The organism is Billgrantia campisalis (assembly GCF_022341425.1).
In the GTDB taxonomy this organism is placed as follows: Bacteria; Pseudomonadota; Gammaproteobacteria; order Pseudomonadales; family Halomonadaceae; genus Halomonas; species Halomonas campisalis.
Window position 1 is genome coordinate 126354 of record NZ_JABFUC010000010.1, and the last position, 18664, is coordinate 145017.

An 18664-nucleotide genomic window follows, 5' to 3' on the forward strand; every position below is an offset into this window, starting at 1 on the left:
AATAGCCTGACGCCCCGCCCCGGTTTAGGAAAGACTCTTCCCAAATGGCTTTGTGGGAGGGAGCTTTAGCTCGCGAAGTAGCGCGCAGCGCTACCCAAAGGGCGCCTGCGGCGCCTTCGTCGAGCCCCGCCTTCCCACCATGCTGCCTGCAGAACGGGTTCACGCTAAAGTGCGATGAACCTCAGGAGAGCGCGGCGGCGGTTTCCGGCGCCAGGGCTTGGCGGGCCGGGTCGGGAAAGCGGTGCCAGCGGCGCGGCACCGCGAACAGGCGCTGGCCGCGGGTCAGGTTCAGCTGTTCGAAGTCGGCGTGACGCACCGTGGCCAGCCACGGCTCGGAGAGCCAGTCGGCGGCCAGCTCCACGCGCACCTCGGCGCCCACCGGGGAGATGGCGGTCACCGTGACCGGCAGGTGGGCCTCGCGGGTGGGGGCGGTCGCCAGCTTGACCTCATGGGGCCGCAGCAGCAGCTCCTCGGGCCCGTCGGGCAGCGCCACCGAGAGGTGCGCATCGCCGCAGGTGAGGGTGCCGCCGCGCACCTCGCCTTCCAGATGGTTCACATCGCCCAGGAACTCGAACACGAAGCGGTTGGCCGGCGCCCGGTAGAGGGCATCCGGGGTGTCGATCTGCTCGATGCGGCCGTTGCTCATCACCACGACGCGGTCGGAGAGCTCCAGGGCTTCCTCCTGGTCGTGGGTGACGAAAACGCTGGTGAAGTTGAGCTCGTCGTGCAGGTGGCGCAGCCAGCGACGCAGGTCCTGGCGCACCTTGGCGTCCAGCGCCCCGAAGGGCTCGTCGAGCAGCAGCACGTCGGGGCGCAGGGCCAGCGCCCGGGCCAGCGAGACGCGCTGCTGCTGGCCGCCGGAGAGCTGGGCCGGGTAGCGCTTGGCGAAGTTCTCGAGCTGCACCATCTCCAGCAGGCGATGCACCCGGGCGCGGATCTCCCCGCTGGTGGGCCGGTGCTTGCGCGGCATCACCGTGAGGCCGAAGGCCACGTTGTCATACACCGTCATATGGCGGAACAGCGCATAGTGCTGGAAGACGAAGCCGATGCGTCGATCGCGCACGTGGACATGGGTCACGTCGCGCTCGCCGAACAGGATGCGCCCGGCGGGCTCGCGGTCGGCGTTCTCCAGCCCGGCGATGATGCGCAGCAGGGTGGTCTTGCCCGAGCCCGAGGGGCCGAGCAGGCCGACCAGCTCACCGTCGCGGATGTCCAAGTTCACCGGCTCCAGGGCGCAGGTGCGGCCGAAGTGCTTGGCGACGTTGTGAAGTCGGATGCTCATGCATGAACCTCCCGGCGCGCGGCGCGCCATTCCAGGCTGGCCTTGGCGACCAGGGTGAGCAGGGCGATCAGTGCCAGCAGGGCGGCGCTGGCGAAGGCGCCCACGGTGTTGTAGTCCTGGTAGAGCTGCTCCAGGTGCAGCGGCAGGGTGTTGGTCTGGCCACGGATGGCCCCCGAGACCACCGAGACGGCGCCGAACTCCCCGACCGCCCGGGCGTTGGTCAGGATCACCCCGTAGAGCAGCGCCCAGCGGATATTGGGCAGGGTCACCCGGCGGAAGATGGTCCAGCCCGGCGCGCCCAGGGTCACCGCCGCTTCCTCCTCGCGGGAGCCCTGGGCCTGCATCAGCGGGATCAGCTCCCGGGCGACGAAGGGGCAGGTGACGAAGATGGTCACCAGCAGGATGCCCGGCCAGGCGAACATCAGCTGGATGTCATGGGTGTCGAGCCAGGCGCCGAGCCAGCCGTTGCGGCCGTAGAGCAGCAGGTAGATCAGGCCGGCGACCACCGGCGACACCGCGAAGGGGATGTCGATCAGGGTCTGCAGGATGCGCCGCCCCGGAAAGCTGAAGCGGGTCACCAGCCAGGCCAGGGCCACCCCGAACACCAGGCAGACGGGAATCGTCAGCACGGCGATGAACAGCGTCAGGCCGATGGCCGCCACCGTGTACTCGTTGCTGACGTTGGTCCAGAACACCGCCACGCCCTGGGCGAAGGCCTGGGCGAAGATCGCCACCAGCGGCAGCAGCAGGAACAGCGCCGACAGCGCCACGGCGGCGAGGATCAGGGTGCGGCGCACGGCCGGGGCATCACCGATACGTTGCATCAGCCGCGCCCTCCATGCAGTCGCTTGATGAAGCGCCCCTGCCAGATATTGATGGCCAGCAGCAGGGCCAGCGAGACGAACAGCACCACCGAGGCGATGGCCGAGGCGCCGGCGTAGTCGAACTCCTGCAGCTTGACGAAGATCATCAGCGCGGTGATCTCGGTCTCGTAGGGCATGTTGCCGGCGATGAAGATGATCGCGCCGAACTCACCCAGCGAGCGCACGAAGGCGAGCCCGGTGCCGGTGACGATGGCCGGCCACAGGTGCGGCAGGATCACCCGCCTAAACGCCGTGCCGTCGGAGGCGCCCAGGGTCAGCGCGGCCTCGTCCACCTCGACCGGCAGGTCCTCGAGCACCGGCTGCACGGTGCGCACCACGAAGGGAATGCTGGTGAAGGCCATGGCCAGCGCGATGCCCACCCAGGTGTAGGCCACCTGCAGGCCCAGCGGCTCGAGCAGCCGGCCCATCCAGCCGTTGCTGGCGTAGAGGGTGGCGAGCGTGATGCCGGCCACCGCGGTGGGCAGGGCGAAGGGCAGGTCCATCAGCGCATCGAGCAGGCGCTTGCCGGGGAAGGTGTAGCGCACCAGCACCCAGGCCAGCAGCAGCCCGAAGGCGCCGTTGACGACGGCGGCCACCGCCGCGGCGCCGATGGTCACGGTGTAGCTGGCCACCACCCGGCCGTCGGTGATGATCGCCCAGTACTCGGCCAGGCTGAGGCCGGCGAGCTGACCGAACAGCCCGGTCATCGGCAGCAGCAGCACCAGCGAGATGAACATCAGGCTGATGCCCAGCGACAGGCCGAAGCCCGGCAGCACCCGCTTTTGGGTGCTGCCGAGCCCGAAGGGAAGGGCGCGGGTGCTCATGACGAGTGGCTCATGCTGACTGTCTCACAGTGCTTGGCTCACGGTGCCTGGCTTAGCGCCGCTGCAGCTGGTCGAGCAGGGCGCCGCCGGCGAAGTGCGCTTCCATGGCCTGCTCCCAGCCACCGACGATCTCCTCGACCCGCAGCAGCTCGGTGTCCGGGAACTGCTCGGCGAACTCCTCGACCACCGCCTCGTGATGGACGCGGTAGTTGAAGCCGGCCAGCATGCGCTGGGCCTCTTCGCTGTAGAGGTACTCGACATAGGCCTGGGCCAGGTCCTGGGTGCCGTTGCGCTCGGCGTTGCTCTCGACCACGGCGACCGGGAACTCGGCGAGGATGCTCACCGGCGGTACGATCACCTCATAGTCGTCCCGGCCGTACTCGCCGCGGATGTTGTTGACCTCGGACTCGAAGCTGATCAGGACATCGCCGATGCCGCGCTCGATGAAGCTGGTGGTGGCGCCGCGGCCGCCGGTGTCGAACACCGCCACGTTGCGCAGGAAGGTGCGCATAAAATCGTGGACCTGCTCCTCGTCACCGTCGAAGGCATTGTCGGCGAAGCCCCAGGCCGCCAGATAGGTGTAGCGGCCGTTGCCGGAGGTCTTGGGGTTGGGGAAGACCATCTTGACGTCCTCGCGGACCAGGTCGTCCCAGCTCTCGATGCCCTTGGGGTTGTCCTTGCGGACCAGGAAGGCCGTGGTGGAGTAGTAGGGCGAGGCGTTGTTGGGCAGCGCCTCCTGCCAGTCCTCGGCCACCAGGCCGGCATCGGCCAGCACCTGGACGTCGGTGACCTGGTTATAGGTCACCACGTCGGCGCGCAGGCCCTGGAGGATGGCGCGGGCCTGGGCGGAGGAGCCCCCGTGGGACTGCTGAATGGCGACCTTCTCGCCCTGTTCGGCCTGCCACCACTCGCGGAACTCCGGATTGATGGCGGAGAACAGCTCGCGGGCGATGTCATAGGACGAGTTGAGCAGCTCGCGGTCGGCGGCCAGTGCCGGGGTGGCCAGGCTGGCGCCCAGGGCGATGACAAGCGCGGTGCGGCGAAAGGACGACAGCAGGGACATGCCGGTGACTCCATTCAGGGAAGCGTTGGGGGTCAAGGTTAAACCTGCGTATAGGGAATTACAATAATGTTTTTTATTCTATTTAGAGATATGTCTGTGGGGCTTTTCCTGCCGCCCGGGGCCGCCCTCCCCGGGCTCCGGTGGTTCCTGCTAGAATGCGCCCTTCCCCGAGCGACAGCCTGGATGCCCAATGACCGACGCGACCCGCGACTTTCTCATCGCCCCTTCGATCCTCTCCGCCGACTTCGCCCGCCTCGGTGAAGAGGTCGACAACGTGCTGGCCTCCGGCGCCGATATCGTCCACTTCGATGTCATGGACAACCACTATGTGCCCAACCTGACCATCGGGCCCATGGTCTGCGAAGCGCTGCGCAAGCACGGCGTCACCGCCCCCATCGACGCCCACCTGATGGTCAAGCCGGTGGATCGGCTGATCGGCGACTTCATCGACGCCGGCGCCACCTACATTACTTTCCATCCCGAGGCCTCGGATCACATCGACCGCTCGCTGCAGCTGATCCGCGACGGCGGCTGCAAATCGGGCCTGGTGTTCAACCCGGCCACGCCGCTCTCCTTCCTCGACCACGTCATGGACAAGGTCGACATGGTGCTGCTGATGAGCGTCAACCCCGGCTTCGGCGGGCAGTCCTTCCTGCCCGGCACCCTGAACAAGCTGCGTGCGGCGCGCCAGCGTATCGATGCCTCGGGCTACGACATCCGCCTGGAGATCGACGGCGGGGTCAAGGTCGACAACATCGCCGAGATCGCCCGGGCCGGGGCCGATACCTTCGTGGCCGGCTCGGCGGTGTTCGGCGCCGGAAGCGAGGCCGACCCGCACCGCTACGACAGCGTGATGCGCGCCTTTCGCGAACAGCTGGCCGGCGTGCGTTGAGCCTGTGAGCGAATCGCCCCCTGCAACCAAGGCGCCGGTGTGGCACCTTTACCTGCTGGAGACGGCGGGCGGGGCGCTCTATACCGGCATCACCACCGAGGTGGCGCGCCGGCTGGCCGAGCATCGCGCCGGGCGCGGTGCCAAGGCACTGCGCGGGCGCGGGCCGCTGCGACTGCTCCATCATGAGCCTGTCGGCAGCCGCGGCGAGGCGCTGCGGCTCGAGGCCGAGATCAAGCGCCTCTCGGCCGCTCGCAAGTGGGCCTGGCTGGCGGCCCGCCAGCAGGCGGGCGCCGATGGTTATCAAGAGGGTCGGCAAGGAGAGCGCATGCACCCCATTCTCGACGGCATTGAACTGGTGGCCTTCGACCTGGACGGCACCCTGATCGACTCGGTGCCCGACCTGGCCCTGGCCGTGGACGCCGCCCTGGCGGACCTTGACCTGCCCACCGCCGGAGAAGCTAAGGTGCGCGACTGGGTCGGCAACGGCTCGCTCACGCTGATGGAGCGGGCGCTGCGTTATGCCCTGGCTTCCAGCACGCCTGCTGGCGAGGCTGATCCGTCGACTGATCTTCGAGGGGGCGCTGTGAACCCCTCCCTGGGCGCTACCGATGCCATCCCTGGCATCGGACCCCCTCTACGATCAGTCCCCGGCGCCTCGCCAGTCGCCTCGCCAGTCGCCTCGTCGGAAGCCTCGCCGGATAGCGCGGTCGAGATCGATAGTGACCTGCTGACGCTCGCCCATGCGGCCTTCCTGGCCCACTACGCGCGCGCGCCCGCCGCCCGCACCCGCCTTTACCCGGGGGTGAGCGAGGGGCTGGACGCCCTGCGGGCGCGAGGCATGCCGCTGGCGCTGATCACCAACAAGCCCAGCGCCTTCATCGCGCCGATCCTCGAGCGGTTCGGGCTGCAGGGGCACTTCGGGCTCTGCCTGGGCGGCGACAGCCTGCCCGAGAAGAAGCCCCACCCGGCGCCGCTGCTGCACGCGGCGGCCCACTTCGACGTGGCCCCCGCGGCCTGCCTGATGGTGGGCGACTCCCGCCACGATATCGCCGCCGGCAAGATGGCCGGCTTCCGTACCCTGGCGGTGCCCTACGGCTACAACCACGGCGAGCCGGTGCGCGACAGCGGGCCTGACGGCGTAGTTGAATCGCTCGCGGAACTCGTTTAGGGTGATTTCGGCGGAAGCTATAAGCCCTTCGTGGCTTGAGATATTTTGGTTATAAGACGCTCAACTCTCATCACCGCCTCCCGCTCGTTGCTCAGGCCTCGAGTGTGGAGCATGCATCGATGGACAGCCGCATGACGCTGGATGATTTCGCTCCCTCCGCCGGTCGCCCCTGCCGGGGCCACCGCTTCCCGCTTTCGAGTCAGGCCCGTCCCGGCGGCTGGCGATGGTGACGCTCGGCCACTGAGTGCGTGCACTCGCCTCCGACTTCCCTGCGCCCCATTGCCAAGAGGACCCCGGGCATGATGACCCCCGAGCGTTTCCGCGAGCTGGCCGAGGCCGGCTATAACCGCATTCCGGTCACCCGCGAGGTGCTGGCCGATCTCGACACCCCGCTCTCCACCTACCTGAAGCTGGCCGACGAGCCCTGGACCTTTCTGCTGGAATCCGTGCAGGGGGGCGAGAAGTGGGGGCGCTACTCGATCATCGGGCTGCCCTGCCGCGAGCGCATCGAGGTGCGCGGTTTCACGGTCAGCCATATCATCAACGGCGAGCAGCAGGGCGCCACCGAGGTGGCGGACCCGCTCGACTGGATCGAGCAGTTCCAGGCGCGCTTCCGGGTGCCGCGCCTCGACGACCAGCCGCGCTTCGACGGTGGCCTGGTGGGCTACTTCGGCTACGACACCATCCGCTATATCGAGCCGCGCCTGCGCAGCCCCCAGGTGGCCGACAAGCCCGACCCGCTGGGCGTGCCGGACATCCTGCTGATGGTCTGCGACGACCTGGTGGTGTTCGACAACCTCTCCGGGCGGCTGACGTTGTGGACCCACGCCGACCCCGCCGAGCCGGACGCCTATGAGGCGGCGGTGGAGCGGCTGCAGCGGCTCGAGGTTCGCCTGCGCAGCGCCACCCTCAACACCATCAGCCCCGGCACCGGGCGCAGCGCCGTGGAGGAGGGGCACTTCACCTCGGGCTTCACCGAGGCGGGCTTCAAGTCGGCGGTGGAGACGATCAAGGAGTACGTGCTGGCCGGCGACGTCATGCAGTGCGTGCCCTCCCAGCGCATGTCGATTCCCTATCGTGCCTCGCCGCTGGATCTGTACCGGGCGCTGAGAAGCCTCAACCCCTCGCCCTACATGTTCTTCTTCAACCTCGACGATCACCACGTGGTGGGCTCCTCGCCGGAGATCCTCACCCGCCTGGAGGACGGCGAGGTGACGGTGCGACCGATTGCCGGCACCCGGGTGCGTGGCAAGACCGAGGAGGAGGACCGGGCGCTGGAGGCGGACCTGCTGGCCGATCCCAAGGAGGTGGCCGAGCACCTGATGCTGATCGACCTGGGGCGCAACGACGTGGGGCGCATCAGCGAGACCGGCTCGGTGACGGTCACCGACCGGATGGCCGTGGAGCGCTACTCCCACGTGATGCACATCGTCTCCAACGTCACCGGCCGGCTCAAGCCGGGGCTCTCGGCCATGGACGTGCTGCGTGCCACCTTCCCCGCCGGCACCCTCTCGGGCGCGCCCAAGATCCGCGCCATGGAGATCATCGACGAGCTCGAGCCGGTCAAGCGCGGCATCTACTCCGGCGCCGTGGGCTATCTCTCCTGGCACGGCAACATGGACACCGCCATCGCCATTCGCACCGCGGTCATCAAGGACGGCGAGCTGCACGTCCAGGCCGGCGCCGGGGTGGTAGCCGACTCGGTGCCCGAGCTCGAGTGGCAGGAGACCCTCAACAAGGGGCGCGCCATCTTCCGCGCCGTGGCCATGGCCGAGCGCGGCCTGGACAACCTGGATTAGTCGTCGACCCGCCAGGGGGAAAGGCCGCTTCCCGAGGGTGGCGAAGCACCAAGCCCAGGGGCGCCGTAAGCGGCGCCCCTGGGCGGGTACTTGAATCGACAGCCTTGGAGATCGACAGCGCTTAGAAACGACGACGCTAGAACCGATAGCTGGCACCCAGGCGGATATCGCGTCCCGGCTCGGGCAGGCCGTGGGCAATGGCGCCGGCATCGCCATAGCTGGCGTGATCGAAGTACTGCTTGTCGAAGACATTATTGACCCGCAGCGAGAGCGTCAGCCGGTCGTCGGCCAGCGGACGCCAGCGGGCATAGAGGTCGTTCACCCCGTAGCCCGCCTTCTCCGGGTAGCCCTCGGCCACTCGCGTCAGCCGCTCGGCGAAGCGTCCGGTCCAGCCGAGCTCCAGGTCGTGGGTGGCCTGGACATTCACGTTGGCCACCCAGCTATTGCCGATGCTGGTGCCAAGGGCCATGTCGTCATCGCTAAGCGGCTCGCCGTTGAGCTCGGGCCTGGCCCGGCTGTAGGCCAGCGAGGCGTCGAGACGCTCCCATTCGTAGCCGATCCTCGCGTTGAAGCCACGGGTCTTCAGCTCGCCGACATTGCCTAGCGTTCGGTTGTCGACCTTGCCCACCACGTCGTCGATGCGGGTCTCGAAGGCATCCACCGCCAGGTAGAGATTGCCGTGACGATAGGTGGCACCCAGCTCGACGTTGTCGGCGACCTCTTCCTTGCGCTCTTCCGCGTTGCTGTGCCAGTCGAGCACGAACAGCTCCTTGACCTGGGTACCGCGAATGGCGCGGGCCCAGCCGCCGTGCAGGGCGAGCCGCTCGGTGGCCTCGAACTTGAAGCCCAGGTTAGGGCTCCAGCCCGATTCGCTGAAGCTGTTGCCGCTCAGCGCCTCGTCCAGCTCGAACCAGTCGTGGCGCGCGCCGGCGCTAAGGCGCAGCCGGTCGGTCAGCTGGTAGTGGTTCTGCAGGTAGAGGCCCACCACGCTGCCTTCTTCCCGGTCGGTCCCGTACAGCGGGCTACCAAGGCTGGCCTCGTCCTTCCGGTAGTCGATACCGTAGGACAACGTGAGCTCCCCGACCCGGCTGTGGTTGCGCAGGTCGCCGCCGTGGCTGCGCATGGTGCCGATGTAGTCGCCAAAGGGGCCTTCGATATGTTCGAGGGAAGTCTCGGTGTGATAGAGGGTCAGATCCAGGTCGAGCCAGTCGTTGTCGCTGGAAGCCACGCCATACTTGCCGATCAGGGTTTCCCGCACTACCTCCTGATCGATGGGGGCGTTACGCGCGCTGGGGATCCAGTGGGGGCGGTGGAGTCGAAACGCCTGGTCCTCGCTGCGCTCGTAGCTCAGCGTGAGCTTCTGCGCTTCGGTGAGCTGCCCCACCAGCTTGGTAAAGCCGGTGAAGCGTTCGGTGGCGGTAAACGGCTGGGTCGTGCCGTCGGCATCCCGGTAGTCACCCTGGTCGGTCCGGGTCAGCGTGGCCAGGGCGCTCCAGTCGTCGGTCAGGCGACCGTAGAGCGACGCGGAGGCCTTGTGGCCGTCGGCGTTGCTGAAGTAGCCGCCCTTGAGCAGCGCGCCCAGCCGCTGGCCGGGGCGCAGCAGGTCCTCCGGGTCCTTGGTGACGAAGCGGATGGCGCCGCCCAGGGCGCCGGGGCCGTTGGTGGCCTCCCCGGCGCCGGCCACCACCTCGACCCGCTTGAGCAGCTCGGGCTCCACCATCAGCCGTCCCTGGTGGTGGAACAGGTTGCCGGACTGGGTTGCGCCGTCCACGGTGACGTTGAGCAGGGTATCTTCCAGGCCGCGCACATAGAGCTTCTGGGCGGCCGGTGCGCCGCCGCCCACGGCGACCTCGGGCAGATCGGCGAAGACATCGCGCAGGTCATCGGCCTGGCGGCGCTGTAGCAATTCCTCGTCCACGACCCGGTCGGCTGACAGGCGCTCGGCGGTGATCTCCAGGGCGTCGAGCTGCTGAGCCTGTTGGGCTAGCGCCAGGGGGCTTGCGCCGAGCAGGGCGATGGCCAGCCACAGGGGATTGCGCGGCCAGTGGGAAGACGTGGGGGTCTCGGACAGCATGGGTCTCTGCGCTCCATCGGTTGATATTGTTTCTCATTTGGGGCGCATTCTTGATGAGCGGCTGGGCAATGTGAACCGCTTTTACATTTGTTACGCGGTGGGCTCAGGCGTCCCTCGACCGTGATGCCGGGAACCACAGCGACATGCGCAGGCCACCCTCGACACGGTTCTCGGCGCCTATCCAGCCGCCCGCCGCCTCGACCTGCCGACGCGCCAGGGCCAGCCCCAGGCCGTGACCGTCGGGGCGGTCGTCGCGGGCCCGGTTGGTGCGAAAGAAGGGCGTGAAGATCAGCTCCAGCTGGTCGGCGGGCACGCCGGGCCCCGCGTCGTCGATGGTGAGCCGGTAGCCGTCGCCGTCCGCTCTCAGGGCGATCCGGATGCGGCCGCCCGCCGGGGTGTAGTGGCAGGCATTGCGAATCACGTTCTCCACCGCCTGGGCCAGGGCGCGGTGGCTGCTGCCGCTGATCTCCGCCTGGTGGGGCAGCTCGGTCTCCAGCCGGTGGTGGGGGTATTCGTAGCCGGCATCGTCGATCACGCTGTCGAGCAGGTCGGTCAGATCGAGGCTCTCCTGGTCGAGGCTGGGGGCTTCGTTCTCCAGCCAGGCCAGCGTCAGGGTGTCCTCCACCAGGCCGCGCATCAGCCGACACTCGCGGCGGATGCGCGGCAGGAAGTGCTGGGTGTCGACGCCTTCCTCCGCGCAGCTCACCGCCATGTCGATGCGGGTCAGGGGCGTGCGCAGCTCGTGGGAGAGGTCGGCGATCAGCCGGCGCTGGGTGAGGATCAGCTCGCCGGTGCGCTCGGCCATGCGGTCGAAGGTCTCCGCCAGGGCGGTGAGCTCGTCGTTGCGGCTGCCCAGCAGGGCGCGCACCCGCACCCCCAACTCGCCCTCGCTGAATGCCCGGGTGGCCCGCTCGAGCTGGCGCAGCGGGCCCATCAGGTGGCGGTAGATCACCACCGCGAGCAGCACCAGCACGGCGAGCGGCAGGGCCACCTTGAGGATCATCCGCACCTGGGGCAGGTAGGTGCCGGGGCGCATGCGCTGGGGCAGGGTGACCAGGAAGTGGGTATGGCCGTCGGCAAAGGTGAGATCCATGATCGGGTTCTCGGCAAAGTAGAGATGGATCTTCCACTCCACCTGGCGGCCCAGGCGAAAGCCCTCCTGGAACTGCGTCGAGAGCTGGCTGCCGGCCAGGGGCTGGATATCGGAGCGCACCACCGCGGCCCAGGTATTCTCGCGGGTCTGCAGCGCCGCCAGCCAATCGGCCAGGGCCTGGTCGTCGCCGGCCTGGTGGAGGCGTTCGGCGGTGCGCCCCCAGGCCTTCAGGGTCTGCTGATGGCGCTCGGCGATGAAGCTCATCTTCTGCTCGGTCTCGGCGCCGAGGAAGGTGATTACCCACACCAGGACGAGGGTGCCAAGGGCCAGGGGGCCGCAGAGTTTCCAGAACAGCCGGCGATTCACAGGAAGCAGTAGCCCTTGCCGTGGATGGTCTGCAGGCGGTCCACCGCCATGCCGGCCGCTACCAGCTTGCGGCGCACCCGGCTTAGGTGCATGTCCAGGCTGCGGTCGTAGCGGCTGTACTCCCGCTCCAGCACCAGCTGATAGAGGTAGGGCTTGCTGAGCGCCTCGCCCTGGTGAAGCAGCAGCACCCAGAGCAGGCGGAACTGGATCGGCGTCAGGGCGATGGCGGTGTCGTGGTAGCGCACCGCCAGCTCGCTGCGCGCCAGTCTCAAGGGGCCCACGCAGAGCTCCTCCGGGTCGGCGCGTGGGTCGCTGCTGCCCAGGGTGCGGCGGAGCAGGGCCTCGATGCGCAGCTGCAGCTCGGTGAAGCCAAAGGGCTTGGGCAGGTAGTCGTCGGCGCCGCGGCGGTAACCGCGGATGCGCTCCTCCTCGGCGCCGCGGGCGGTGAGCATCATCACCGGGGTCTGGCGCGTCTTGCGCAGTCGCTTGAGCACCTCGAAGCCGTCCAGCTTGGGCAGCAGCACGTCCAGCAGGATCAGGTCGAAACGCTGGCCCAGGGCGGAGAGCAGCGCCCCCTCGCCCTCGTAGCACTGCTGTGTCCGATACCCCTTTTCCTCCAGCAGGCTCGCAATCTGACCGTTCAGCGTCCGATCGTCCTCGACCACCAGGATCCGCGGCCGGAGGGAGGCGGTAATGGGCATTGACGAATCACTTATCATGCATTTGATAATATTTATCATATGCAACTGTGTATCGCCTGGCAAGCTCCGCCGCGCGGCGCATGGGAGCCGCCACCCAGCCGCGCACGGCACTACCGCCGGGTGCCTTGACAGCTCGACCCCCCGGCCGCAACATACCGCCATGAACACATCAGATCACGCTCATTCGATTCGCCCCTGGTGGCGCTCCTGAAAGAGGGGCGGCACACCTGCGTCTTGAATGACCATGCCGCCGTCGGGGCGGCATTTTTGTGCCTGGTGGCCCTGCACGGCTGGCGAATGCTGCGGCAGCACCTTCCACGCCGACCGGATTTGCGCAACCGAGACAGGAATTTATCGTCATGCCCGTGCTGATGATCGACAATTACGACAGCTTTACCTTCAACGTGGTGCAGTACCTGGGGGAGCTGGGGGCCGAGGTGGTCACCCACCGCAACGACGCCATCACCCTGGAGGAGATCGAGGCCCTGGCGCCGAGCCACCTGGTCATCTCGCCGGGGCCCTGCACGCCCAACGAGGCCGGCATCTCCCTGGCGGCGATCCGCCACTTCGCCGGCAAGCTGCCGATCCTCGGCGTCTGCCTGGGCCATCAGGCCATCGGCCAGGTCTACGGCGGCAAGGTGGTGCGCGCGCCCCAGGTGATGCACGGCAAGACCTCGCGGATTCGCCATCATAGCCAAGGCGTGTTCGCCGGCCTGGAGGACCCGCTGGAGGTGACCCGCTATCATTCCCTGGTGGTGGAGGCCGACAGCCTGCCCGAATGCCTGGAGGTGACCGCCTGGACCGACGAGGACGACGTCACCCCGGGGCTGATCATGGGGCTGCGCCATCGCGAGCTGGATATCGAGGGCGTGCAGTTCCACCCCGAGTCGATCCTCACCCGCCAGGGGCACGAGCTGCTGGCCAATTTTCTCAAACGCCAATGAGTCGCGCCCGCTGATCCGCGCCCGAGTAGAGGAGTTCCTGTCCATGCAGATGCGAGACGCCATTGCCGCGGTGATGCGCCACGAGAACCTGAGCTTCGCGCAGACCCATGCGGTCATGCGCCAGATCATGATCGGCGAGGCCACCGACGCCCAGACCGGCGGCCTGCTGGTGGGCCTGGCCATGAAGGGCGAGACCGCCGAGGAGATCAGCGCTGCCGCCCAGGTGATGCGCGAGCTGATGAAGCGGGTCACGGTGCACGCCGAAAACGTGGTGGATATCGTCGGCACCGGCGGTGATGGCGCTAACCTGTTCAATGTCTCCACCGCCGCCAGCTTCGTCGCCGCCGCCGCTGGCGCCCACGTGGCCAAGCACGGCAACCGCAGCGTCTCCTCCTCGTCCGGCAGCGCCGACCTGTTCGACGTGGCCGGCATCTACCTGGACCTCAAGCCCGACCAGGTGGAGCGCTGCATCGAGCAGGTGGGCGTGGGCTTCATGTTCGCTCCCAACCACCACCCGGCGATGCGCCATGCCATCGGCCCGCGCCGCGAGATGGGCGTGCGCACCCTGTTCAATATCCTCGGCCCGCTGACCAACCCGGCCGGCGCCCCCAACCAGCTGCTGGGCGTCTACTCCCCGGCGCTGGTGCCGCTGATGGCCGAGGTGCTGCGCCAGCTGGGCAGCGAGCACGTGATGGTGGTGCACGCCGAAGACGGCCTGGACGAGATCTCGCTGGCCGCCCCCACCCAGGTGGCCGAACTCAAGGACGGCGAGATTAAGCGCTACACTATTACTCCGGAGTCGCTGGGTATCGAGCGCCAGAGTCTGGCGCCGCTCAAGGTGGTCAGCGCCGAGGACAGCCTGCGCCTGGTGCAGGAGGCCCTGGTCGGGGAGGGCGTGGCGGCGGATATCGTCGCTCTCAACGCCGGCGCCGCGCTCTACTGCGCGGGGATCGCCGACACCCTGAGCGAAGGCGTGGCCATGGCCCAGGACGCCCAGGCCTCCCGGCTGCCGCTGGAAAAGATGAAGGAACTGGCCGACTTCACCCGGGTGCTGATTCCCTGACCCGCCCCTCGATCACTTTCAGGATCTCGCCATGAGCCCAACGCAGGACGCCACCCCGACCATTCTCACCCGCATCCTGGCGCGCAAGGACGAGGAGGTCGCCGAGCGCTCGCGTGCCGTCTCCGAGGCCGAGCTGCTGCGCCTGGCCGCCGAGCAGAGCGCGCCGCGGGGCTTCATCGCCGCGCTCGACCGGCTCATCGAAGAGGGCGACCCGGCGGTGATCGCCGAGATCAAGAAGGCCTCGCCCTCCAAGGGGGTGATACGCGAGGACTTCCAGCCCGCCGAGATCGCCGAGCGCTACGCCGCCGGCGGCGCCGCCTGCCTCTCGGTGCTCACCGACGCCGACTTCTTCCAGGGCCACGAGGACTACCTGATCGCCGCGCGTGAAGCCTGCGAGCTGCCGGTGATCCGCAAGGACTTCATCACCCACGGCTATCAGGTCAGCGAGGCGCGGGCCATCGGCGCCGACTGCATCCTGCTGATCGTCGCCGCCCTGGAGGACGCCCGCATGGCGGACCTGCACCAGCAGGCGGTAGAGATGGGCATGGACGTGCTGGTCGAGGTGCACGACCAGCGCGAGTTGGAGCGCGCGCTCAAGCTGGGCCTCTCCCTGGTGGGCATCAACAACCGCAACCTGCACACCTTCGAGACCCGCCTGGAGACCACCCTGGAGCTGCTGTCGCGGATCCCGCCCGGCGTCACCGTGGTCACCGAATCCGGCATTCACACCCGTAGCGACGTGCTGCGCATGCGCGAGCACGACGTGCACGGCTTCCTGGTCGGCGAAGCCTTCATGCGCGAGGACGACCCCGGCGAGGCGCTGCGCCGGCTGTTTTTCTGATCCAAGCCGGTCGTGATGCAGAAGCTTTCGATGGGTAGGAGCCCGCTGCTATGAGTGACAAGGCAGTCACCGACCCGGCGCTGGTCACCGAGTTGAGCGAGTTGATCGATGGCGCACGCCAGCGTGCGGCGGTGTCGGTCAACGCCGAGCTGACCCTGCTCTACTGGCGGATTGGTCACCGTATCAACAGGGAACTGCTGAAGGAGCAGCGGGCGAGCTATGGCGAGCAGGTGATGGCTAAGCTGGCCAAGGAACTAACGAAGCTCTACGGTCGTGGCTGGTCGAAGCGTAACCTGGCCAACATGTGCCAGTTCGCGCAGTGCTATCCCAAGCTGGAGATTGTGCAGGCACTGTCTGCAAAATTACATCGATCTGCTGTTCTACAACCGCAAACTCAAGCGACTGGTGGCCATCGACCTCAAGCTCGGGCGCTTCAAAGCCGAGTACAAGGGCCAGATGGAGCTCTACCTGCGCTGGCTGGCTCGCCATGAGCAGGAAGCCGGCGAGAATCCGCCGCTGGGAATCATTCTTTGCGCCGGCAAGCAGCGGGAGCAGATCGAGCTGCTGGAGCTAGACAAGAGCGGTATCCATGTCGCTGAGTATCTGACCGTGCTGCCGTCCAGAGAGGCTCTGCAGGCCAAGTTGCACCAGTCCATCGAAAGTGCTCGAGCCCGTCTGTTGGGAGATCAGGAAGAGCCAAGGGACTAATCGACTCCGCTAAAAACTCAGCTCCAGCCCGGCGTACAGGGTCCTGCCCGGGGCGGGCTCGAAGTAGCGCCCGCCGCTGGCGTTGATGCGCACATTGGCGAAGTGCGCCTCGTCGAGCAGGTTGCGCACCCCCAGGTGGGCGCCGAGGCGGGTCGTGCCGTCGCCCAGCCGCCAGGCGTCGCCGGCGCGCAGGCTGACCAGCCAGTGGCTGTCGACCGGCACCGTGTTGGCGTTGTCCGCGTAGAAGCCGCCGGTGTAGCGCCCCTCCAGGCTGGCGAAGCGCTCGCCGCTGCCGTACCAGGTGAGCTGGTTGTGCCACTGGCGGCGAGGCAGCCCCGGCAGGCGGTTGTCGGCGAAGTCCCGGCCATCATCGGCGAAGCGCGTGAAGCGGTAGTCGGCCAGGGTCAGGGCGCTGGTCAGCCGCCAGGCCAGGGTCGGGCTCCAGTCCAGCTCCAGCTCGATCCCCTCCCGCGAGGTGCGCCCGGCGTTTTCATAGAAGGTGCGCCCGTCGCCGGCCTCGAAGGGCACCAGCTCGTCGTCGACCCGCACCGAGAAGGCCGCCAGATCGTAGCGCAATCCATTGGCCAGCCGTCCGCGCAGGCCCAGCTCGCGGCTCAGCGCCTGCTGGGGCGCCACCTCGGGATTGAAGCCGCCGCCGCCGTCGGGCCGGGCGAACTCGGTGAAGGTGGGCGTCTCGAAGGCGGTGCCCAGGTTGGCGTAGACCTGGTGAGCCTCGTGATAGCGGTAGCTGGCGCCAAGGCTGCCGGTCCACTCGCGGAAGGTGCGCGAACCGCTGGCGTCGAGGCCGCCGGCCTGGAAGCGGTCGTCGATGGAGAGCCGCACTTGGTCGTGGCGAATCCCGGCGCTGACCTCCAGCGCATCGGTAATCCCCAATTCGCTGAGCAGGAAGACCCCGGCAGCGGTGGCGTTCTGCTGCTCGTCGGCGGTCTCGGCGCTCACCGCGCCCTGGGGGGTGACCGCGCGCCGGCCGCGGTCGTCCTCCTGGCGGCCCACCTCGACCCCGGCGACGTAGCGCAGCGGCCGCCCGGCGAGTTCCTCGCTGCGGGTCATGTCCAGGCTGGCGCCATAGTAGCGGCGCCGGTAGTCCACCAGGCTGTTGCCGGGGAAGGGCAGCTGCTGCTCGAAGTCGCGCCGGCTGACGAAGGCGCGGGCGTTGAGCTCGCCGCCGGCGGCGTCGAGATCGGCGTAGTGCAGCCCCAGCAGCTGCTGCTCCACCCGCTGGCCGGCATCCAGGGCGGCCGCGGCCGGCGCCGCCTGGCGACGGTCGGCCGCCACCTCCTCGGCGGTGAGCCCGCCGGGGTCCTCGGCGGTGGGCAGGTCGAGCACGTTCACCAGCGCCGAGAGGCTGCGGGTCTCGTCGAACCGGTAGCCGAGCCGGGCGTTGAGCAGGCGCTTCTCCACCGCGCTCTGTTCCCGGTAGCCCTCGAAGTCCAGCGCCGAAAGGCTGACGCTGTGCACCCAGCTGCCGCTCTCGCCGCCCTGGCGCAGGGCCAGCTTGCGGTAGTCGTGGCTGCCGCCCTGCAGGCGCAGCACCGGCGAGCGGCGCATCTCGCTGCCGTCGCCGGTGGTCACGTCGAGCACGCCGCCGGCGGCGTTGCCGTAGAGCACCGAGGCCGGCCCGCGGATCACCTCGATGCGCTCGGCGCTGTCCAGATCCACGGCGTCGATCTGGGCCTGGCCGTCGGGCAGGGTATAGGGAATGCCATCGACCCGGATATGGATGCCACGGATGCCGAAGGGCGCCCGGGCGCCGAAACCCCGGCTGGCGATGCGCTGGCCCTGGGCGAAGTTGTCGCGGTTCTGCAGGAAGACGCCGGGAACGCTCGACAGCGCCTCGTCCAGGCGCACCCGCTGTTGTGCCCGCTGGATCTCCTCGCGGCTCACCGCCGACACCGCCGCCGGGGTGTCGTAGAGCTCCCGGGCCAGGCGCGGGGCGCTGATGGTGATGGTGGTCAGCGTCGCCGCCTCGTCGTTGGCGGTGTCGGCGGGCTGGGCGAATGCCGCGCTCGCGGCGGGCAGGCAGCCCAGCAGCAGCAGTCGGCTCGTGAGGTATCGCATGCGTCGCAATCCTAGCCGTCTCGGTTGCTGGAGTAGTGTAGTGCCCCGGCGCGCCCTGGCCGCCAGCGGCAAGACACGATCCTCTCATCCCCATGCCGACCTTGCCCTAGGTCAATGGTACTGCTTTGCAGTGACTTTGGTATTTGCTTAGGCTGTTGAGCCTAAGCGAGATGAGCGAGCGGCGACATACTCATCACCCAGACTATCGCATGAGGGCAGTACCGCTCGACCATGCCCGATAGGGGCGGTAGCGTGCCCAAATCCCACCGACCCGCCGCCGAAGGACACGAAAGGATGATTGAAATCGACAAAAGCGGCAGGCGCGCGAATTCTGCATAGGTAGTCAAGCTATAATTAATATATTTTGAAATCAGTGGGTTGGCAGCAGGCGGCGGGCTACATTTACCGGATAAACGTGCCGGCGCGTTTATCCAATCATAGAACGCGGTGTTGAATACGCTGTTATACGAGTGGCGTAACGTCCACTTTCGGAGAGGATTAATGAAAGTAGTTAGAAGTAAAGAGTTTAAGGCTGAGCGTGCTTGGGGAGCAACGGATATTGCCAATATGAATGGCATAACGACCCGCTTGCATTGGACAGATCAACCGTATAAGTGGCATGTTAATGATGGTGAAGAAGTGTTCGTCGTATTGGATGGACAGGTTGAAATGCTCTATCGATTGAATGGCGAAGAAGAGTCAGTTTTATTGAATACTGGTGATATTTTCTTTGCTTCAGTTGGTACAGAGCACGTTGCTCACCCTAGAGGGGAAGTAAGAGTTCTGGTGGTTGAAAGTGAAGATAGCGTATAACCAAGCGCTGCTGCGGAAAATTTACTCGCTTGCGCTCCTAAATGTCCGCAGAGCGCGGCGTTATACGCCTTTAGCTAAAATCAGGTAAAAC

General features: G+C 67.4%; 17 protein-coding genes. 9 read left to right on the top strand and 8 right to left on the bottom strand.

Translation table 11 applies throughout. The features are described from left to right. Positions 1 to 181: 181 nt before the first annotated feature. From HOP52_RS13325 to cysP, 4 genes are read right to left on the bottom strand one after another with little or no spacing between them, the layout of a single operon-like run. Positions 182 to 1282, bottom strand: coding sequence for a sulfate/molybdate ABC transporter ATP-binding protein (locus HOP52_RS13325; RefSeq protein WP_238977884.1), 1101 nt, complete (start codon positions 1280 to 1282; stop codon positions 182 to 184). Further along, complete coding sequence (cysW, locus tag HOP52_RS13330) at positions 1279 to 2106, bottom strand: sulfate ABC transporter permease subunit CysW (RefSeq protein ID WP_238977885.1); 828 nt, start codon at positions 2104 to 2106, stop codon at positions 1279 to 1281. Before cysW ends, HOP52_RS13325 begins: the two co-directional genes overlap by 4 nt. Then, positions 2106 to 2969: a sulfate ABC transporter permease subunit CysT gene (gene cysT / locus HOP52_RS13335; protein ID WP_238977886.1), complete on the bottom strand. Its 864-nt coding sequence runs from the start codon at positions 2967 to 2969 to the stop codon at positions 2106 to 2108. The genes cysW and cysT overlap by 1 nt, the downstream gene beginning before the upstream one ends. Before the next feature lie 52 nt (positions 2970 to 3021). Next, positions 3022 to 4032, bottom strand: coding sequence for a thiosulfate ABC transporter substrate-binding protein CysP (gene cysP / locus HOP52_RS13340; protein WP_238977887.1), 1011 nt, complete (start codon positions 4030 to 4032; stop codon positions 3022 to 3024). Between the two features lie 190 nt (positions 4033 to 4222). Between cysP and rpe the strand changes: the two genes are divergently transcribed. The 3 genes from rpe to trpE all read left to right on the top strand — a co-directional run bounded on the left by rpe (position 4223) and on the right by trpE (position 7891). After that, positions 4223 to 4924, top strand: coding sequence for a ribulose-phosphate 3-epimerase (gene rpe / locus HOP52_RS13345; protein WP_238977888.1), 702 nt, complete (start codon positions 4223 to 4225; stop codon positions 4922 to 4924). Between the two features lie 4 nt (positions 4925 to 4928). After that, a complete protein-coding gene (gph, locus tag HOP52_RS13355) occupies positions 4929 to 6092 on the top strand; it encodes a phosphoglycolate phosphatase (protein ID WP_422677712.1) in 1164 nt (387 codons plus the stop codon). A gap of 302 nt (positions 6093 to 6394) precedes the next feature. Beyond that, complete coding sequence (trpE, locus tag HOP52_RS13360; protein ID WP_238977925.1) at positions 6395 to 7891, top strand: anthranilate synthase component I; 1497 nt, start codon at positions 6395 to 6397, stop codon at positions 7889 to 7891. A gap of 136 nt (positions 7892 to 8027) precedes the next feature. Here the strand turns inward: trpE and HOP52_RS13365 are convergent, their stop codons facing one another. The 3 genes from HOP52_RS13365 to HOP52_RS13375 form a co-directional block, all read right to left on the bottom strand. After that, entirely contained in the window at positions 8028 to 9965 is a 1938-nt protein-coding gene (locus HOP52_RS13365; protein ID WP_238977889.1) for a TonB-dependent receptor domain-containing protein, read from the bottom strand. A 103-nt stretch (positions 9966 to 10068) separates the two neighbouring features. Then, a complete protein-coding gene (locus tag HOP52_RS13370) occupies positions 10069 to 11424 on the bottom strand; it encodes a sensor histidine kinase (protein WP_238977890.1) in 1356 nt (451 codons plus the stop codon). Then, complete coding sequence (locus HOP52_RS13375) at positions 11421 to 12125, bottom strand: response regulator transcription factor (protein WP_238977891.1); 705 nt, start codon at positions 12123 to 12125, stop codon at positions 11421 to 11423. The genes HOP52_RS13370 and HOP52_RS13375 overlap by 4 nt, the downstream gene beginning before the upstream one ends. Before the next feature lie 359 nt (positions 12126 to 12484). Between HOP52_RS13375 and HOP52_RS13380 the strand changes: the two genes are divergently transcribed. The 5 genes from HOP52_RS13380 to HOP52_RS19810 are packed head-to-tail and all read left to right on the top strand — an operon-like array spanning position 12485 to position 15681. Further along, complete coding sequence (locus HOP52_RS13380) at positions 12485 to 13069, top strand: anthranilate synthase component II (protein ID WP_238977892.1); 585 nt, start codon at positions 12485 to 12487, stop codon at positions 13067 to 13069. Between the two features lie 43 nt (positions 13070 to 13112). Continuing rightward, a complete protein-coding gene (gene trpD / locus HOP52_RS13385) occupies positions 13113 to 14132 on the top strand; it encodes an anthranilate phosphoribosyltransferase (RefSeq protein ID WP_238977893.1) in 1020 nt (339 codons plus the stop codon). Between the two features lie 31 nt (positions 14133 to 14163). After that, on the top strand, positions 14164 to 14973 hold the full coding sequence (gene trpC / locus HOP52_RS13390; protein WP_238977894.1) for an indole-3-glycerol phosphate synthase TrpC: 810 nt from the start codon (positions 14164 to 14166) through the stop codon (positions 14971 to 14973). Between the two features lie 50 nt (positions 14974 to 15023). Continuing rightward, the gene (locus tag HOP52_RS13395) at positions 15024 to 15464 is read left to right on the top strand and encodes a DUF1016 N-terminal domain-containing protein (RefSeq protein WP_422677713.1); all 441 of its coding nucleotides are present in this window, start codon (positions 15024 to 15026) and stop codon (positions 15462 to 15464) included. Further along, positions 15379 to 15681: a PDDEXK nuclease domain-containing protein gene (locus HOP52_RS19810; RefSeq protein WP_422677714.1), complete on the top strand. Its 303-nt coding sequence runs from the start codon at positions 15379 to 15381 to the stop codon at positions 15679 to 15681. Before HOP52_RS13395 ends, HOP52_RS19810 begins: the two co-directional genes overlap by 86 nt. 9 nt (positions 15682 to 15690) lie before the next feature. Here the strand turns inward: HOP52_RS19810 and HOP52_RS13400 are convergent, their stop codons facing one another. Continuing rightward, the gene (locus tag HOP52_RS13400) at positions 15691 to 17760 is read right to left on the bottom strand and encodes a TonB-dependent receptor family protein (RefSeq protein ID WP_238977895.1); all 2070 of its coding nucleotides are present in this window, start codon (positions 17758 to 17760) and stop codon (positions 15691 to 15693) included. Positions 17761 to 18261: 501 nt separating this feature from the next. Here HOP52_RS13400 and HOP52_RS13405 point away from each other — a divergent pair. Further along, positions 18262 to 18573, top strand: coding sequence for a cupin domain-containing protein (locus HOP52_RS13405; protein WP_238977896.1), 312 nt, complete (start codon positions 18262 to 18264; stop codon positions 18571 to 18573). Positions 18574 to 18664 lie beyond the last annotated feature (91 nt).

Bases quoted from the DNA above. Each gene is read 5' to 3' on its own strand.
- cysW (WP_238977885.1), bottom strand. From the start codon at position 2,106: ATGCAACGTATCGGTGATGCCCCGGCCGTGCGCCGCACCCTGATCCTC.
- trpE (WP_238977925.1), top strand. From the start codon at position 6,395: ATGACCCCCGAGCGTTTCCGCGAGCTGGCCGAGGCCGGCTATAACCGC.
- HOP52_RS13405 (WP_238977896.1), top strand. From the start codon at position 18,262: ATGAAAGTAGTTAGAAGTAAAGAGTTTAAGGCTGAGCGTGCTTGGGGA.
- HOP52_RS13375 (WP_238977891.1), bottom strand. From the start codon at position 12,125: ATGCCCATTACCGCCTCCCTCCGGCCGCGGATCCTGGTGGTCGAGGAC.
- cysP (WP_238977887.1), bottom strand. From the start codon at position 4,032: ATGTCCCTGCTGTCGTCCTTTCGCCGCACCGCGCTTGTCATCGCCCTG.
- trpC (WP_238977894.1), top strand. From the start codon at position 14,164: ATGAGCCCAACGCAGGACGCCACCCCGACCATTCTCACCCGCATCCTG.
- HOP52_RS13365 (WP_238977889.1), bottom strand. From the start codon at position 9,965: ATGCTGTCCGAGACCCCCACGTCTTCCCACTGGCCGCGCAATCCCCTG.
- rpe (WP_238977888.1), top strand. From the start codon at position 4,223: ATGACCGACGCGACCCGCGACTTTCTCATCGCCCCTTCGATCCTCTCC.
- HOP52_RS13400 (WP_238977895.1), bottom strand. From the start codon at position 17,760: ATGCGATACCTCACGAGCCGACTGCTGCTGCTGGGCTGCCTGCCCGCC.
- HOP52_RS13380 (WP_238977892.1), top strand. From the start codon at position 12,485: ATGCCCGTGCTGATGATCGACAATTACGACAGCTTTACCTTCAACGTG.
- cysT (WP_238977886.1), bottom strand. From the start codon at position 2,969: ATGAGCACCCGCGCCCTTCCCTTCGGGCTCGGCAGCACCCAAAAGCGG.
- trpD (WP_238977893.1), top strand. From the start codon at position 13,113: ATGCAGATGCGAGACGCCATTGCCGCGGTGATGCGCCACGAGAACCTG.
- HOP52_RS13395 (WP_422677713.1), top strand. From the start codon at position 15,024: ATGAGTGACAAGGCAGTCACCGACCCGGCGCTGGTCACCGAGTTGAGC.
- HOP52_RS13325 (WP_238977884.1), bottom strand. From the start codon at position 1,282: ATGAGCATCCGACTTCACAACGTCGCCAAGCACTTCGGCCGCACCTGC.